This window comes from Ramlibacter sp. (assembly GCF_035548915.1).
Classification (GTDB): domain Bacteria; phylum Pseudomonadota; class Gammaproteobacteria; order Burkholderiales; family Burkholderiaceae_C; genus Ramlibacter.
In genome coordinates, this window is record NZ_DASZSE010000044.1 from 63034 (window position 1) to 79511 (window position 16478).

Annotated in this window: 17 protein-coding genes; 11 read left to right on the forward strand and 6 right to left on the reverse strand. The window is 66.3% G+C overall.

The window, feature by feature from the left end:
• The first annotated feature begins 7 nt into the window (after positions 1 to 7).
• Positions 8 to 817, forward strand: coding sequence for an SDR family oxidoreductase (locus VHA82_RS18285; protein ID WP_325546405.1), 810 nt, complete (start codon positions 8 to 10; stop codon positions 815 to 817).
• Positions 818 to 1756 (forward strand): alpha/beta hydrolase, encoded by a 939-nt coding sequence (locus VHA82_RS18290; protein WP_325546407.1) that lies wholly within the window; start codon positions 818 to 820, stop codon positions 1754 to 1756.
• Positions 1757 to 1835: 79 nt separating this feature from the next.
• Here VHA82_RS18290 and VHA82_RS18295 read toward each other — a convergent pair whose 3' ends face one another.
• Positions 1836 to 2519, reverse strand: a complete 684-nt coding sequence (locus tag VHA82_RS18295; protein WP_325546409.1) for a MarR family winged helix-turn-helix transcriptional regulator — start codon at positions 2517 to 2519, stop codon at positions 1836 to 1838.
• Between the two features lie 70 nt (positions 2520 to 2589).
• Here VHA82_RS18295 and VHA82_RS18300 point away from each other — a divergent pair, with 70 nt between their 5' ends.
• Positions 2590 to 3018: a DoxX family protein gene (locus VHA82_RS18300; RefSeq protein ID WP_325546411.1), complete on the forward strand. Its 429-nt coding sequence runs from the start codon at positions 2590 to 2592 to the stop codon at positions 3016 to 3018.
• Positions 3019 to 3157: 139 nt separating this feature from the next.
• Here the strand turns inward: VHA82_RS18300 and mhpD are convergent, their stop codons facing one another.
• On the reverse strand, positions 3158 to 3946 hold the full coding sequence (gene mhpD, locus VHA82_RS18305) for a 2-keto-4-pentenoate hydratase (protein ID WP_325546413.1): 789 nt from the start codon (positions 3944 to 3946) through the stop codon (positions 3158 to 3160).
• Positions 3947 to 4168: 222 nt separating this feature from the next.
• Here mhpD and VHA82_RS18310 point away from each other — a divergent pair, with 222 nt between their 5' ends.
• From VHA82_RS18310 to VHA82_RS18325, 4 genes are read left to right on the forward strand one after another with little or no spacing between them, the layout of a single operon-like run.
• Complete coding sequence (locus VHA82_RS18310; protein ID WP_325546415.1) at positions 4169 to 5299, forward strand: CaiB/BaiF CoA-transferase family protein; 1131 nt, start codon at positions 4169 to 4171, stop codon at positions 5297 to 5299.
• Positions 5300 to 5339: 40 nt separating this feature from the next.
• On the forward strand, positions 5340 to 6497 hold the full coding sequence (locus VHA82_RS18315; protein WP_325546417.1) for an acyl-CoA dehydrogenase family protein: 1158 nt from the start codon (positions 5340 to 5342) through the stop codon (positions 6495 to 6497).
• 22 nt (positions 6498 to 6519) lie between these two features.
• Positions 6520 to 7533, forward strand: coding sequence for an acyl-CoA dehydrogenase (locus VHA82_RS18320; RefSeq protein WP_325546419.1), 1014 nt, complete (start codon positions 6520 to 6522; stop codon positions 7531 to 7533).
• Between the two features lie 29 nt (positions 7534 to 7562).
• Entirely contained in the window at positions 7563 to 8351 is a 789-nt protein-coding gene (locus VHA82_RS18325) for a crotonase/enoyl-CoA hydratase family protein (protein ID WP_325546421.1), read from the forward strand.
• 83 nt (positions 8352 to 8434) lie between these two features.
• On the opposite strand, the gene VHA82_RS18330 is transcribed toward VHA82_RS18325, so the two are convergent.
• From VHA82_RS18330 to VHA82_RS18345, 4 genes are all read right to left on the reverse strand, one after another.
• On the reverse strand, positions 8435 to 9046 hold the full coding sequence (locus VHA82_RS18330) for a TetR/AcrR family transcriptional regulator (protein ID WP_325546423.1): 612 nt from the start codon (positions 9044 to 9046) through the stop codon (positions 8435 to 8437).
• A gap of 159 nt (positions 9047 to 9205) precedes the next feature.
• Positions 9206 to 10375, reverse strand: a complete 1170-nt coding sequence (locus VHA82_RS18335; protein WP_325546425.1) for a CaiB/BaiF CoA-transferase family protein — start codon at positions 10373 to 10375, stop codon at positions 9206 to 9208.
• Positions 10375 to 11358: a tripartite tricarboxylate transporter substrate binding protein gene (locus VHA82_RS18340; protein ID WP_325546426.1), complete on the reverse strand. Its 984-nt coding sequence runs from the start codon at positions 11356 to 11358 to the stop codon at positions 10375 to 10377. The genes VHA82_RS18335 and VHA82_RS18340 overlap by 1 nt, the downstream gene beginning before the upstream one ends.
• 17 nt (positions 11359 to 11375) lie before the next feature.
• Entirely contained in the window at positions 11376 to 12338 is a 963-nt protein-coding gene (locus VHA82_RS18345; protein ID WP_325546429.1) for a tripartite tricarboxylate transporter substrate binding protein, read from the reverse strand.
• Positions 12339 to 12526: 188 nt separating this feature from the next.
• Between VHA82_RS18345 and VHA82_RS18350 the strand changes: the two genes are divergently transcribed.
• The 4 genes from VHA82_RS18350 to VHA82_RS18365 are packed head-to-tail and all read left to right on the forward strand — an operon-like array spanning position 12527 to position 16475.
• Positions 12527 to 13717 (forward strand): CoA transferase, encoded by a 1191-nt coding sequence (locus tag VHA82_RS18350; protein WP_325546431.1) that lies wholly within the window; start codon positions 12527 to 12529, stop codon positions 13715 to 13717.
• A complete protein-coding gene (locus VHA82_RS18355) occupies positions 13717 to 14433 on the forward strand; it encodes a nitroreductase (protein ID WP_325546433.1) in 717 nt (238 codons plus the stop codon). The genes VHA82_RS18350 and VHA82_RS18355 overlap by 1 nt, the downstream gene beginning before the upstream one ends.
• A 6-nt stretch (positions 14434 to 14439) precedes the next feature.
• Positions 14440 to 15495 (forward strand): amidohydrolase family protein, encoded by a 1056-nt coding sequence (locus VHA82_RS18360; RefSeq protein ID WP_325546435.1) that lies wholly within the window; start codon positions 14440 to 14442, stop codon positions 15493 to 15495.
• Positions 15492 to 16475 (forward strand): NADPH:quinone oxidoreductase family protein, encoded by a 984-nt coding sequence (locus tag VHA82_RS18365; protein ID WP_325546437.1) that lies wholly within the window; start codon positions 15492 to 15494, stop codon positions 16473 to 16475. Before VHA82_RS18360 ends, VHA82_RS18365 begins: the two co-directional genes overlap by 4 nt.
• Positions 16476 to 16478 lie beyond the last annotated feature (3 nt).

The window sequence follows — 16478 nt, forward strand, 5'->3', positions numbered from 1 at the left end:
AGCCCGGATGACCCCCGACTACGGCGTTCCGGATTATCTCGAGCTGCTGCGTCTCGACGGGAAGAACTTCGTCGTGCTCGGCGCCGGGCAGGGCATCGGCGAGGCGACGGCCCACGCACTCGCGCAGGCGGGCGCCCGCGTGCTCTGCGTCGACCGCGAAGAGGAGCTTGCCGTCAATGTCGCCAAGGCGGTCGACGGCATGCCATTCGTGGGCGACGTCACCGTGCGCGAAAACATGCAGCGCGCCTTCGACGCGGCGATTCGAAGCTTCGGCCGGGTCCACGGCGTCGTGGACATCATCGGCATGGCCGACCTGCGGCCGATGGCCGAATTCGACGACGCAGCCTGGAGCCGGCAGTTCGACGTGGTCGTCCGCCATGCATTCCTCGCCACGCAGATCGGTGCCGAGCTGATCGCAAAAGCCGGTGGCGGGACCATCACTTTCGTCGGCTCGGTGGCGGGCGATCGCATCGTCCCGCCGGAGACGGTGTATGCCAGCTCCAAGGCTGCGCTGCATCACTTCGTCCGTGGAGCCGGGATCGAATATGCACCTCGAGGCGTACGCGTGAACGCGGTTTCACCGGGCTTCGTGCGCACGCCACGCCTCGATCGGTTGCTGCCCGAGCAGGCATGGCAGTCGGTAGGTGAAGCGATCCCGCTCGGCCGTGCCGCGATGCCGGCAGAAGTGGCCGCGCCCATTCTGTTCCTCGCGTCGGAGCTCAGCTCCCACATGACCGGACAGATCGTCGTGGTGGACGGTGGCGCGACCCATCTCACGCCGTTCCCCAAAGTCTTCGTCGCTCCGAAGAAGCCCTGAATGGCTGCGTCGCTGCACATTCACCCCGCGCTGCGCGAACTCGCGCAGCAGGCAGCCGGGCTTCCGAGCATGTCGCAGGTGTCGCCGGCGCAGGCGCGCGCCGGCATCGCGGCTCGAACCGCCAGCCGGCCACGCGGCCCGCAGGTGGCGAACGTGTTCGAACTCGAGATCGCGGCAGAGGCAGGCGTCATTCCTGCGCGCGTCTACGACCCCGGCTCCGCGGCCGGCGTTGTGGCCGCATTCCACGGCGGGGGATGGCTGATGGGCAGCCGCGAGAGTTTCGACGCCACATGCCGTCATCTCGCCATCGACTCGGGACTCGCGGTCGTGAACATCGACTACCGGCTCGCACCCGAGCATCCGTTTCCCGCCGCGTTCGATGATGCATGGGCTGCCGTGTGCTGGATCGCGGAACATGCGACGCAATTCGGATGGCCGCAGGATCGGCTCGGCGTCTTCGGCGAGTCCGCCGGCGCAAACCTCGCCGCGGCCATTTGCCTCATGGCGCGCAATCGGCAAGCCCCGCGCATATTGGCGCAAGCACTCGTCTATCCACCAACGGATGCATTGCTCACGGCCGCTTCGCTCGACACCTATGCCGAAGGATTCCTCCAGCGAACGGCGGACGTGAAGTACGCATTTGCGACCTACGCGCTGGATCAGGGTGTCTCGCCGACGGACTGGCGGCTTTCCCCGTTGCACGCGAAAACGCACGCCGGCCTTCCGCGCACGCTGGTGATCACGGCCGAGTGCGACGCCGTGCGCGACGATGGCGAGGCCTATGCCGCCAAGCTGGCCGAAGCGGGCGTCGATGTCGCCTGCGTCCGATACCTCGGCATGCTGCACACGTTCTACGGAATGCGGGGAACATTGGAAGCGGCGTCGGTGGCGCAGCGGCAGGTGGCGGACATGCTTCGTACCGCACTCGTGGAAGGGTGAACCGCAACTGCGACGCGGACTTCACCGGGTGCGCGGCAGCGCCGGGCATCGCCGCGGCCTCCATCCAGGAAAGATCGTCCTAGCGACCGGCCTTCTTTCGTCCGCGCTGCGGGGCAGGTTCGTCTTCCTGGGAAGCATCGGCCAATCCCGCATGCTCCAGCGCCGCCAGAACGCGCATGGCGAAGCGGCTGCCGGCCTCGCGTTCCGACTGCGTGAACTGCGACATGGCCGGCGCGATCACGGATTCCCTGGCGAGATACTCGACGACCTCTTCCACCACTTGCAGGCCCTTTCGCGTCAAGTGGACCAGGAAGCCTCCGCCATGGCCGGGATCCGCCATGCGGTCCACCAGGCCGCGCTCGGTGAGCCGATCGACCTTCTTCGTCACGGCCCCCGACGTCACCAGCAGGGCACGGAACAAATCGGTGGGCCGCTTGGCGTAGGGCGGCCCACCGCGCCTGAGAGCCAGCAGCACGCGCATGTCGTCGCCGCTGATCTTGTAGCGCCGTTCGCACATCCGGTCGTATGCGCGCCCGACCAATGTTCCGAGCCGCATGAAGTAGATGGCCAGCAGGAAGTCGGACAAGTCGAGGTCGCTGCGCTCGCGCTGCCACTGCAACGTGATGAGTTCGACCAGGCTGGCCGCAGGGGCTGTCTGCGCGACCGTACCGGGCGGAGGCGTGGATTTCGGTTTTGTCTTGGTGACCATGGCTGTCGTTGCAATCACCGCAATGATACGTTGCGCCGCCAGGTCTTCTTCCATGGAAGGTCAGCGCATAGAGTTGAAACCGAGCCGAACTTGTGCTCGTTCACTTCAACCCATGGAGACCATCATGTCGAAATCCTTCAATGCCGGCACCGGGCCGCTTCCCGTGATCGGCCGCGTTCTGCTGGCCCTGCCGTTTCTCCTGAGCGGTGTGGGCAAGCTGGCCGCGCCCGAGGCCACTCAAGGCTACATCGCGTCGACGTCCGTTCCGCTGCCGGTGATCGCCTACGCGCTCGCCGTGATCGCCGAAGTCGGCGGCGGCGCGATGCTGCTGCTCGGCTATCGCGCGCGCCTCGCGGCGCTCGGCCTCGCCGTGTTTTCGATCGCCGCCGCCCTGATCTTCCATCACAGCCTCGGTGACCAGAACCAGTTCATCCACTTCATGAAGAACGTGATGATCGCCGGAGGCCTGCTGCAGATCGTGGCGTTCGGTGCCGGATCGTTCAGCCTGGACAACCGGTCCGCGGCCCGCACCGGCGTGCTGCGCTCTGCCTGAACATGGAGACGCAACAACTACTTCTATGCTCGGGCAATGGTCGGGCGCGAGTTCGCGGCGCCGATGGTCGTTTCGACCTTCTGGCGCACCGCATTGCCGATTGGCTTGGAAGGCGCGGCTGAACCGGTTCGATCGCGGCTCACGCCGCGGAGAACCGCGTCCGCACCGTGCCAACGCCTTCGATGCGTGCTTCGAATCTGTCGCCAGCCGCCACCGGCACCATGGGCCCGAGTGCACCGGTGAGCACGAGATCGCCTGCGCGAAGCGGCTGCCCAAGTCCTGCCAGCTTGCGTGCGAGCCAGGCGGCGGCATTCAGCGGATGCCCGAGGCAGGCTGCGCCGTTTCCGCTGGAAACGGTTTCATCACCGCGAACCATTGTCATGCCGGCAAGCTTCAGATCGAGACCGTCCAGAGTTGTCGGGACGCCACCGAGCACCACCAGAGCGCTGGACGCGTTGTCGGCAACGGTATCGGCAAAGCGGATGTTCCAGTTGGCGATGCGGCTGCCCACGATTTCGATCGCCGGCAGCACGTACGAGATCGCGGAAATGAGGTCCACAAGCGTGGTATCCGCAGCGGGCAGATCGCGACACAGTACCAGTGCGACTTCGGCTTCCACCTTCGGCTGCAGCGTACGCGCCATCGGGATCTCCTCGTCATCGCCGTACACCATATCGGCGAAAAGCGTGCCGAAGTCCGGCTGATCGACGCCAAGCTGCCGCTGGACGGCGACCGAGGTCAACCCGATCTTGCGTCCGATCACGCGCCGCCCGCGTGCCTCGGAGTGCCTGACGTTCGCGAGCTGAATGGCGTATGCCACACTGCCGTCGGCATCTGCTCCGATCTCGTCGCGCAGGGGAGCGATCGGCTCACGATCGTCTTGCGCCCGGCGCAGGCGCTCGGCCCACGCTTCGATCTGCTTTTCCATCGCTTCTCTCTCTTTCCTTTTTCAACGGGGCTTCAGCCACAGCAAGACCGAGCCTGCGCAGGGTAGGCAAAGCGAGCCATCGGGCCGAGAAGCCTGATTTTCCACCGGGCATGGTCGGCGAGGCACCGAACGAGCCGCAAGAAAACTCACGGGGCTGGAGATTTTGTCGGATGCGCTTTCGATGGCATCGATTTAAGGTCCGGTCTTTTGGAAAGAAGATTCATGGGCCCGCTCGGGGGTGTCAAAGTCATCGAGTTCACGGGGCTCGCGCCCGGGCCATTCGCGGCGATGATGCTCGCCGACATGGGCGCGCAGGTGCTGCGCATCGACCGGCCACAACAAAGGTTTCGCCCACTGGCCCCCCGTTTTACTCTGCTGGATCGCAACCGCCGCGCCATCGCGGTGGACATCAAGACACCGAAGGGTGTGGCCCTGGTCCGACGCCTGGCGAAAGAGGCCGATGCACTGATCGAAGGCTTCCGGCCGGGGATCATGGAGAAGGCAGGGCTTGGACCGGATGCGCTGCTCGAGCTGAACCCCCGGCTGGTGTACGGCCGGATGACCGGGTGGGGGCAGGACGGCCCGCTCGCCCGCGTGGCGGGACACGACATCAACTACATCGCGCTGACCGGCGCGCTCGACGCAGTCGGCGAGGCCGGCCGGGCTCCGACCATCCCGCTCAACCTGGTGGGCGATCTGGGTGGCGGCGGGATGTACCTTGCGTTTGGCATGGCGTGCGCGCTGTTCCAGACCGGCAGGTCGGGCCGCGGGCAAGTCGTCGACGCCGCCATGGTCGATGGCGCTGCATCGCTCATGACCATGTTCCATGGCTTCCTCGCCGCCGGCCGCTGGGCCGGTCGCGGGGGCGGCATGGGCGGCGGCAATCCGGCCTATCGCGTCTACGAGACTTCCGACGGAAAGTACATCAGCATTGGCGCGGTGGAAGAGCCGTTCTACGCGGAACTGCTTCGCCTCACGGGGCTTGACGACGGCTCGATGCCCGATCGGGCCGATCGCGGCAACTGGCCGCGGATCCACGAGCGCTTCGCCTCTGTGTTCAAGGCGAAAACGCGCGACGAGTGGGATTCGCTTCTTGGCCATACCGACACCTGCTTCGCGCCCGTGCTGGACCTCGACGAAGCGCCCGATCATCCCCACAACCGGCACCGCGGTACCTACGTCGAGATCGACGGCATCGTCCAGCCGGCGCCTGCCCCGCGATTCAGCCGCACGGTGCCGGAGGTACCGAAGGCGGGCGTCGAGCCTGGAGTGGATCTGGACGCCGCCCTGGCGGGGTGGGGCTTCTCGGCCGACGAGATCGCGGACCTGCGTTCGAGCGGCACCGCAGCCTGAACGCCGACAATGAAAGACGAAACATGACGAGAAGCAAGGCATGAGCGCGCTGGACTCGCTCGCGCTCACCGCGATTCCGCCGCAAGACGAGGCGTTGCGCCAGCCTGTGCGCGATTTTCTGGCGCAGTACGTCGCGGCCCTGCCGGCCCATGTTCGCGCTCGATCCTGGGGCGGCTACGACGCGCAGCTCAGTCGCGAGCTCGGCGCGCGTGGGTGGCTCGGTCTGACGCTGCCCAAGGAATACGGCGGCGGCGGACGCAGTGCTTACGCGCGCTATGTCGTGGTCGAAGAGTTCCTGAATTTCGGCGCGCCCGTGGGCTCGCACTGGATCGCGGAGCGGCAAAGCGCGCCCAATATCCTGAAATACGGCACCGATGCGCAGAAACGCCGCTACGTGCCGCCGGTTTGCCGCGGCGAAATGTATTTCTGCATCGGCATGAGCGAGCCCAACGCGGGCTCCGACCTCGCGAGCGTGCGCACGCGCGCCGCGAGGACCGAAGGTGGCTGGGTCCTCGACGGCCAGAAGATCTGGACGACCAACGCGCACAACTGCCACTTCATGATCGCGCTCGTGCGCAGCTCGGGCACGGCCGATGACAGGCACAAAGGTTTGTCGCAGTTCATCGTCGACCTGAAGCTGCCCGGCGTCACCATTCGGCCCATCACCGACCTTTCGGGCGACTCGCACTTTTGCGAAGTCTTCTTCGACAACGTGCGGCTTCCGGACGATGCCTTGCTGGGCACCGAAGGCGCAGGCTGGGAACAGGTGATGTCCGAACTGGCCTTCGAGCGCAGCGGCCCGGAGCGCCTGTTTTCCAGCATCGTGCTCTTCGACGAGTGGCTCGCCTACATCCGCACGCCGCAGGGCCGCACGCCGGAGTCGGTGCGGCTCGCGGGGAAGATCGGTTCCCAGCTCGCGCCATTGCGGGCGATGTCCGTTGCCGTCACGAGCAAGCTCGCGCACGGCGAAAGCCCCGTCGTCGAAGCAGCGCTGGTCAAGGACCTCGGCACCGGGGTCGAACAGGCCATTCCTGCGCTGATCGCCGACGACTTGTTTCGCCGCCCCGCGCATGATGTGCCGATGGAGCTGCTGCGCACGCTCGACTTCGTCACGCAGGCCGCGCCTTCGTACTCGCTGCGCGGCGGCACGCGCGACATCCTGCGTGGAATGATCGCGCGCGGCCTCGGGCTGCGCTGAACGAGACGGCAGGCAAACCATCATGGACGAACTTCTATCCGACGCATTGCGGCAACTGCTGCGCGATCAGTGCACGCCCCAACGGGTCCGAGAGGCCGAAGCCGGCCGCCTGCCGGCGTCACTGTGGGCGAGCCTGGAGGCATCCGGCTTTGCCGACGCGCTGGTGTCCGAGGCGCAAGGCGGCGCGGGCCTCGCACTCTCCGACGTGTTCCCGCTTTTCGTGCTCTGCGGCTCGCATGCGGTGCCGGTGCCGCTGGTGCACACCATGCTCGCGCGGGGCCTGCTCGCCCGGGCAGGGATCGACCGGCCGCAAGGCAGTATTGCGATCACCATCGTGACGTCACGCAACGCGGGCGGCATGCGCTGCGCTCACACCCCTCTGGGCCGCGTCGCGGACTGGGTGCTGGCTTGCGAGAGCGGCGGGGAGGGGGAACGCAGCGCATGGCTCGCACCGACCGAAGAAGCGGACGCCGAGCCGGGTGTGTTCGCGCTCGACGCTTCGCTCGAGTGGAGCGCGGCTGCGGCCGGCCGCGCCACGCGAATCGCCGCGGACTTCGATGTGGAAGCGCTGCAGGCCTGCGCCGCCGCGGCGCAGCTTTCGGGCGCGCTCATGGAGGTGTTCAATCGCACACTGCAATTCGCCAACGAACGGCAGCAGTTCGGCCGCCCGATCGGCAAGTTCCAGGCGATTCAGCACCAGCTGAGCGTGATGGCGGAGCACGTCTTCGCGGCGCGCATGGCCGCTCAGCTCGGGTGCTACTCGAAGACGGCAACACCCGACCGGCTGCGCGTTGCCGTTGCCAAAGCGCGGACGAGCGAGGCGGCACTGGAAGTGGCCGCGGCGGCGCACTCCATCCACGGGGCGATCGGCTTTACCGCCGAATTCGACCTGCAGCTCTACACGCGCAGGCTCCACGCCTGGCGGCAGGCGGCGGGTTCCGAGTCGCGCTGGCATGAGGTTCTGGGCGAGGCGCTCGTCGACGAGCCCGGTCGTCTCGCGCTCGACCTCATCCGCGCCACAACCGACGTGCATTGAATACCCGACTCACGAAAGAGAAAAACGCCATGGCCTTCCTCACCCAGTCGCGCGAAGGCGCCATCCTTGTCCTCACCATGGACCAGCCGCAGACGCGCAATGCGCTCACCGGAAACACCGCGGTCGAAGAGTTCGTGCAGGCCTGCGCCCAGGTGCAGGCGGACCGCAGCATCCGCGCGGTCGTGCTCACGGCCGAAGGCAGCGTCTTCAGCTCCGGCGGCAATGTGAAGGACATGCAGAAGTACTTCCTGAACAAGCCCTCGGCGGACACAGTGCGCGACGAATACCGCAACGGCATCCAGCGCATCCCCAAGGCACTCTACGGCCTCGATGTCCCCGTCATCGCTGCGATCAACGGCCCCGCGATCGGCGCGGGACTGGACCTCGCGTGCATGTGCGACATCCGGATCGCGAGCGAGAAGGCCACTTTTGCGGAGAGCTTCGTGAAAGTCGGGATCGTGCCCGGCGACGGTGGGGCGTGGCTGCTGCCCCGCGTGGTGGGCATGTCGAAGGCCTCCGAGATGGCTTTCACCGGCGAAGCGTTGGGCGCGCAGGAGGCGCTCGCCTGCGGACTCGTCTCGCGCGTGGTCGCGCCCGAGGCGTTGATGGAGGCCGCGCTCACGCTTGCGCGCAAGATCGCCGCGAACCCCGGCGGCGTGCTGCGGATGACGAAGCGCCTCCTGCGCGAAGGAGAGCGCGCCACGCTGGAGTCGCTGCTCGAAATCTCCGCGTCCTACCAGGCGATCGCGCACATGGAGCCCGATCACCACGAAGCCGTGAAGGCGTTCGTGGAGAAGCGCCCGCCCAGGTTCTCCTAGTCCGCCGGCTCGAACGGCGTTGTCCACCACTTGTTGGACATGCCTGCCTGCCAACCGAAGAGATCCATGACGTGGCGGCCGCGCTACGCGGCGCTGAGCGAGTGTTCGATGAAATCGAGGATGGTGGACTCGAGCGAATCGATGTCGAGCTTGCGGTTGCTCATGAGAAATTCCATGCTGACGCCGCGCACCAGCGCGACGTAGATGGCGCCGTGTTTTTCAAAATCGACCTTGCGGATTTCCCCGGCCTTCCATGCTTCCTCGAGATGCCGGGCAAAGCCGCGCCGCCACTGGCCGACGAAGTGCTCCACCTCCGCCTTCAAGGTCTCGTTGCCGTAGAAGGACTCGGAGAAGATCGAGAACAACGCGGCGATGGCGACCGGGTCGCGCCGGAGGCTGAAGAAATGTGTCCTGACCCGGGCGCGCAATGCCTTGAGTCCCGTGAGTCCCTGGACGTTTTCGTGCAGCCGCTCTTCGAAAACCACCTGCATCGACTTGAGCAGCGCGACGACGAATTTGTCCTTGGTACCGAACGCATAGACCGGCAGCCCCCGGCTGTAGCCCGCGGCCACGCCGATATCCGCAAGCGTCGTACCGGCGACGCCGTTCTTGGCAATGAGCTTGGTGCCGGCGCGAATCATGCGCGCATCCGACTCTTCGCGCCGCTCGCTCTGCGTGCGCGGCGGCGCGGGCATTTCAGCGCGGTTCGCCTTGCGCGGCGATGTCTTCGACGCGGCTGCAGCGGGTCTGCGTACAACGGCTTTGGAAGTGGGCATGTCCGAGAGTGTTTCGACCGGTCGGCGGTTGGGGGCGGCGGCTTGCTGGCGAGCACGCAAATTATATGCCGCAGTCCTTCAAGCGGCCGCGCCAGCCGTGAGCCCGACGACGCGATCGCGCCGCCACGATCGAATGCGCTCGATGCCGACGCCCCAGCCGAGCAGCGCCTGTTCGACGTTCGCATCGACGGGTCGCGGCGGCCCTGGCAGGGCCGCCGGCGTGGCGCTGAATCGCGGCGCGGGCCCCGGCTGCACGATCCCCGCCGCGTCCTTGAAGAATGTTCCGCGCGCCCGGTTGTGCGGATGATCCGGCGCCTCGGCCATCGATAGCACCGGGCTGAAGCACGCGTCGCTCTGCGCGAACGCGGCAGCCCATTCGTCGCGCGTGCGCGTACGGATCGCCGCCGCGATCGCTTCGCGCAGCTTCGGCCACTCGCTGCGATCGTCGCCCGTGATGCCGCAGTGAGCGAGCCCCAGCTTGGCGAACAGCTCCTGGCGAAACCGGCTTTCGATCGCTCCCACGGCGACGAACTTGCCGTCGCTGCACTCGTAAGCGTCGTAATAGGGCGCGCCGGAGTCGACGATGTTCGTGCCGCGCTCGGGGTTGTTCAATCCCGCTGCGTGGTTGCCGAAGAAGTTCATCATCAGCGAAGCGGCGCCGTCCACCATCGCCGCATCGACCACTTGCCCTTGGCCGGTGACGCGGGCGCAGAGCACTCCCGCAAGGCAGCCGAAGGCCAGGTACAGCGCGCCGCCGCCGTAGTCCCCGACGAGGTTCAGCGGTGGCGTGGGCGGCTGGCCCGCGCGTCCTATGGCATGCAGCGCACCGGTGAGGGCGATGTAGTTCACGTCATGGCCGGCGTTTCGGGCGAGCGGGCCGTCCTGGCCCCAGCCCGTCATGCGGCCGTAGACAAGCTTGCGATTGACTGAAAGGCACTGGTCCGGACCGAGGCCGAGCCGCTCCATCACGCCGGGCCGGAACCCTTCGAGGCAGACGTCGGCGGTGGCAAGCAGTTCGAGCGCCGCGGCGACACCGGCGGCGCTCTTCAGGTCGATGCTGATGGCCGGCCGGTTGCGCAGCGTCAGGTCGAACTGCAGCGGCTTCTCGACGCCGAGGCTGGGCTTGCGGGCCCGATCGAGCCGGATCACGGTGGCGCCCAGATCCGCCATCAGCATCGCGCACATCGGTGCCGGACCGAGGCCCGCGAATTCGACAACCTTCAGGCCGTCCAAAGGTCCCGCAGCCATCACTGCACCTTGATGTTGGCAGCCTTGATGACGCGCGCGTACTCGTCGCGCTGGGCTTCGAGGTAGCTTCGGAAGTTCGCGCCGCAGCGAGGCTCGATGACCAGGCCGAGTGACGTGAGTTTGCCGCGCACGTCGGGGGAGCCGAGTGCGTCGGTGATCATCTCTTCGAGCGCGGCGAGGGTCTTCGCCGGCGTCTTCGGCGGTGCGAGGAAGCCGAAGAACACCGAGGCCTGCACCGCGTAGCCCTGCTCGCTGAAGGTCGGCAGGTTGGGCATCAGCGCCACCCGCTCGCGTGTCGCCACGGCAAGCGGTCGAAGTTTGCCCGCGTCGATGTGCGGCTTGAGTTCGGCGTAGTTCGTGAAGACGCTCGTCATGTGGTCGCCCAGCACCGCGGTGATCGCCGGCGCGCCGCCCGGATAGGGCACGTAGGTGAGGTCGATGCCGGCGGCCATCTTCAACACTTCACCCGCGATATGTTGCGACGAGCCGGGACCGGACGAGCCGAACGAGAGCTTGCCGGGTTGCGCCCGGGCCGCCTCGACGAGGTCCTTCAGCGTTCGATACGGCGACGACGCGTTGACCGCGATCACCTGCGGCGACTCCACGATCATGCACAGCGGCTCGAGTGCGGCCGTGTCGTACTGCAGGTCCTTTCGCAGGACCGCGTTGATCGAGAACGAATTGCTCGTGATGAGCACGGTGGTGCCGTCGGGCGCGGCGTGGGCCACAAGGGCGGTGCCGATCGTGGAGCCGCCGCCCGCCCGGCTTTCGACCATGGTCTTCTGCCCGGTCCTCTGCGTGATCTGTTCGGCGATGCTGCGGGCGATGATGTCCGTCGTCCCCGCAGCCGCGAAAGGATTCACGAATCGGATCATCCTGTCCTTCAATTCCTGCGCGCCGGCGGCCGCGGCTGCGAGCACGAGGAGTGGGGCGAGCAGGAGTGCCGCGAAGGTACCGCGCAAGCCCGGTGGGAGTTTCGTCATCTTCGCTGCCTCGATTCTCAGTTGCTTGCCGTGGCGCCGGACTTCTCGACGAGGTCCTTCCACTTCACGATTTCACGCTCGATGAAGGTGGCGAAGTCGCGCGGTCCGAGGTCGAGTGCGACCGCGCCCGCGCCGTAGTTGTAGTCGACGACCGACTGCTTCTTCAGCGCGGTGCCGAAGGCTTGCGACAACTTCTGCACGACGTCGGCGGGCGTGCCCGCGGGCGCGAAGATGCCGTACCAGGGGCTCAACACGACTTCGGGCAGGCCCTGTTCGGCGGCGGTCGGGATGTTGCGGCCCGGTACGCGGCGGCTGCTCGAAACGGCGAGTGCCCTCAGCTTGCCCGACTCGATGTGGGGCCAGCTCGTGGGCAGATAGTCGAACAGGATGTCGATCTGTCCGCCCAGCATGTCGTTGAGCGCCAGCGCCGAACCCTTGTACGGCACATGGAGCAGCCGGATCTGCGCGGACTGCTCGAGCAGCACAGTTGCGAGGTGAAGAGTCGAGCCCACACCCACCGAACCGTAGGTCGCCTTGCCCGGATTGGCTTTCGCGTAGGCGACGAACTCCGCAAGCGTCTTGTACGGCTTCGTGGCCTGCGTGACGAGCACCATCGGCGTTTCGGTGAGGCCGTGCACCGGCACGAAATCCTTCAGCGGGTGATAGGGAAGGTCCTTCACGAGGTAGAGGCTTCCGACCATGGGCCCCACGCTTCCATAAAGGAGCGTGTACCCGTCCGGTTTGGCCAGTTGCACGGCGCGCGCTCCGATGGTGCCGCCCGCCCCGACTCGGTTCTCCACGATAACCGGCTGTCCGAGCTGCTCTTTCAGCGACAGCGCCAGCTGTCGCGCGCTGGCGTCGGCAAGGCCGCCCGCGGCGAAGGGCACGACGATCGTGATGGGGCGACTCGGATAGGTCTGAGCCCAGGCCTGCAGGGAGGACGCGAGCAAGAGCGCCAGCAGGGCGCGAACGATCGTCATGGGCGTGTCTTTCGGAAGGTTTCGGACCAGACCATACCGTGTCAGCCAGTTACTTGTCAACAAGCAAGCAATTTGCCGGGGCGGCCGGATCCGGTGAATTCGGTCAGGAAGTGTCCGTGATGCCGTGGAACATACTTGTTTGCTAACAAGTTACTTGATAGACTCGGCTTCAAATTCTGGAGCTTCCGATGACTGGCGTTCTCAACGGCATACGCGTTCTCGACTTCGGCCGCTACATCGCCGGTCCGTATTGCGGCGCGCTCCTCGGCGATTTCGGCGCTGAGGTCATTCGCATCGAAAAGCGCGAAGGCAGCGAAGACCGCTGGACCATGCCGGTGGGCGAGGACGGCACCGGCGCCGCCTTCATGCAGATGAACCGCAACAAGCTCAGCATCACGCTCGACCCCGCGGCGCCCGAGGGCCGCGAAGCGGTGCGACGGCTCGTCGCGGTGTCCGACGTGGTGATCGCCAACATGCCGCTCGCGCAGCTGAAGGAACTGGGGCTCGACTACGAGACACTGGAGAAGATCAACCCCCGGATCATCGTGTTCATGAACTCCTGCTTCGGTTCGGTGGGCCCGTTCGCCAAGCGCCCCGGCTTCGAGACCATTGCACAAGGGATGTCGGGTTCGATGCACCTCACGGGCGACGGCATCACGCCGATGCGGGTGGCGGTGCCGGCAAACGACTTCGGCACGGCGACGTTCGGTGCGCTCGGTATTCTCGCGGCGTTGCTCGAGCGGCAGAAGTCCGGCCGCGGCCAGCTGGTCGAAACCTCGCTGCTGCACACCGCGTTGAACCTCTCGGACGCCAACCTGATCGAGGAAGCGCTTCTGAAGAAGGACCGCATCGCCAAGGGCAACCGCAGCTGGCACTCCGGTCCCTCGGATTGCTACCGGACGAAGGACGGCTGGATCGTCCTCATGGTGATCGGTCCGGGGCTCTTCAAGCGCTGGGCTCGCCTCATGGGCGAGGAAAAGCTCTGGACCGAAGACCCGCGGTTCGCGACCGACCAGCTGCGTGGCGACAACGGCGAAGCCCTGAGCATCCGCCACCAGCAGTGGTGTGCATCGCGCACCACGAAGGAAGCGCTCGCCGAGCTCGAAAAAGCGCATATCCCGGCCGGTCCCATCTACTCCCTGCCGCAAACACTCGCCGACGAACATATCAAGGAGGCGGGTTTTCTGGAGGAGATCGACTACCCGGGTTTGCCGAAGCCGGCGCCCGTCGTCACGACGCCGGTGAAGCTGTCTCGCACTCCGGGCAAGGTGCATCGCCGCCCGCCTTTGCTCGGCGAGCACACGCATGATGTGTTGACCAGGATCGCCCGGTACACCGAAGCCGAACTCGATGCGCTGCGCGCGAAGGACGTCATCTGATGCATGCGATCGCCAAATCCACTGCCAAAGACACTGCCGACATGAACGACACAGAGCGCCTCGACGCCCTTTTCAGCGAACGTTACAGCTGCCGCGGCTACCTGCCACGACCGGTTCCCGAGGCCGACCTGCGGCGCATCGTCGAGATCGCACAGAAAACCGCGTCCTGGTGCAACTCGCAGCCGTGGCAGGTGTACATCCTCAGCGGAAGCGCGAAGGACCGTTTTCGCGACGGCCTTCTTCGATACCGGCAGGACCACGATTCGAAGCCGGACATCGACTTTCCGCGCGAATACGTCGGCGTCTACCAGGAGCGCCGCCGGGAGTGCGGGTTCCAGCTCTACGAGAGCGTGGGCGTGGCGCGCGGCGACCGGGTTGCATCCGCGAAGCAGGCCGAAGAGAACTTCAAGCTGTTCGGCGCTCCGCACGTGGCAATCGTGACCACACCCGAAGCGCTCGGCACGTACGGCGCCGTGGACTGCGGCGCCTGGGTTGCCAATTTCATGCTGATTGCACGCAGCATGGGGGTGGCATCGATCGCGCAGGCGGCGCTGGCCGGCCAGTCCGCGTATATCCGCGAGTTCCTTCAGCTGCCCGCCGAGCGCCTGATCGTGTGCGGCATTTCGTTCGGCTACCCGGACTCCGACCACCCCGCCAACCGGTTTCGTACGCGCCGCGCCAGCATCGGGCAGGCGGTGCAGTTCATCGAGGCCTGAAGCAGGATGAGCCATTACCTTCCCGTGCGGCCGGACTGGCTCGCCTCGTACACCGAGACTGCGATCGACCCGGACGTCGCAATCGTCGACTCGCATCATCACGTATGGGACATCCCCGAGTGGCGGTACATGTTCGAGGACGTGCTTGCCGACATGCGGGCGGGGCACCGCGTCATCGCATCCGTCTTCGTCCAGTGCTACTCGATGTACCGCAAGGACGGGCCGAAGGAGCTGCGCTGCATCGGCGAAACCGAATTCGCGAACGGCGTGGCGGCCATGTCGGCGAGCGGCGTCTATGGCGACACGCGCATCTGCGATGGCATCGTTGGAATGGCCAACCTCACTGCCGGCGCGGAAGTCGAGCGCGTACTCGAAGCTCATGTCCGAGCCGCCGGGGAGCGATTCAAGGGTATTCGACAGATTACCGCCTATGACGACGAGCCCGCGATCCACAACAAGAAGTGGGGCCTGGCCGCCGGCATCGCAGGCGATGCGGGATTTCGCGCGGGCTATCGCCGCCTCGGTCGCATGGGCCTGTCGTTCGACGCGTACGTGTTTCACACGCAGCTCGGCGAGCTGGCCGGGCTGGCGCGCGCCGAACCGGAAACCACACTGGTCCTCAACCATGTCGGAGCACCGGTGGGCATCGGGCGATTCGCGGGGCAGCGCGAAGCTGTGGCGAAGGCCTGGCGCGCCGGGATTGCCGAACTCGCTGCCTGCCCGAACGTGTTCGTCAAACTCGGCGGCATGGGCATGGCCACGGTGGGCTTCGATTTTCACCAGCAGGCGCAGCCACCTTCTTCGGACATGCTGTCGGCCGCGTGGGCGCCGTACATGGACTACTGCATCGAGAAGTTCGGTCCTGGCCGCTGCATGTTCGAGAGCAACTTTCCGGTCGACAAAGGCTCGTGCAGCTACGTTGTGCTCTGGAACGCCTTCAAGAAGATCGCACGGCGCTACACGGCTGCCGAGCAGTTCCAGCTGTTCGCGGGGACGGCGGGTGCGGTCTACAGGTTGCCGAGCGTGGCGGCGCTTTCGACGACCCGGGTCGTTGCAACATGAAGGCGCTGGTCTGCAAGGCGTTCGGCACGCCCGATTCGTTGGCCATGACGGAGCTGCCGGTGCCCGAACCGGCAGCCGGAGAGGTGCTGATCGAAGGGCATTTCGCCAGCCTCAACTTCCCGGACATCCTCATGGTGGCCGGCACTTACCAGGGCTGCCCGCCGCTGCCCTTCGTTCCGGGCATGGAAACGGCGGGCTACGTGCGCGCGGTGGGCTCGGGAGTGAGCGAGTTCGCCTTGGGCGATCGTGTCATGGCGCGCACGGGCGGATTCGGTTCATTCGCCGAGTACGCTTGCGCGCCGGTCTCGGACGTGTACCACGCACCGCAGGCGCTGCCGCTCGAAATGGCCGCCGGATTTTCAGTGAGCTACGGTTCTGTCTATCACGCCCTCGTCGATCGCGCCCGCTTGCAGCCCGGTGAAAACCTGCTGGTCCTCGGGGCTGGCGGAGGCACGGGCGTGAATGCGGTGGAAGTCGGCAAGCTGCTCGGCGCGCGAGTGATCGCCGCGGCCGGCAGCGCGGACAAGCTGGCGGCCGCCCGCGAGTTCGGCGCCGATGAGGTCTTCAACTATCGCGAGGAGCCGCACTTTCGCGACACGGTGAAGAACCTCACGGGAGGCCACGGCGCCGACGTCGTGTTCGATCCGGTGGGCGGCGATGCTTTCGACGAGTCGCTGCGTTGCATCGCGTGGGCCGGCCGCATCCTGGTGTTCGGTTTCGCTTCGGGCCGCATACCGCAGGTTCCCGCGAACCACGTGCTCGTGAAGGGTTGCGATATCGTGGGCGTCTTCACCGGTGCATTCACACGCAAGACGCCCGGCAAGAGCCGCCGCAACATGGAGCAGCTGCTCGCGTGGGTGGAAGCGGGCAGGCTGAAACCGCCTGTGCCCGTGATTTACGGCCTGGACCAGGTGCCGCTGGCGATGCGTCACCTGCAGGAACGCACGCTGGTCGGCAAGGCGGCCATCCGCCTGCGCTGAACT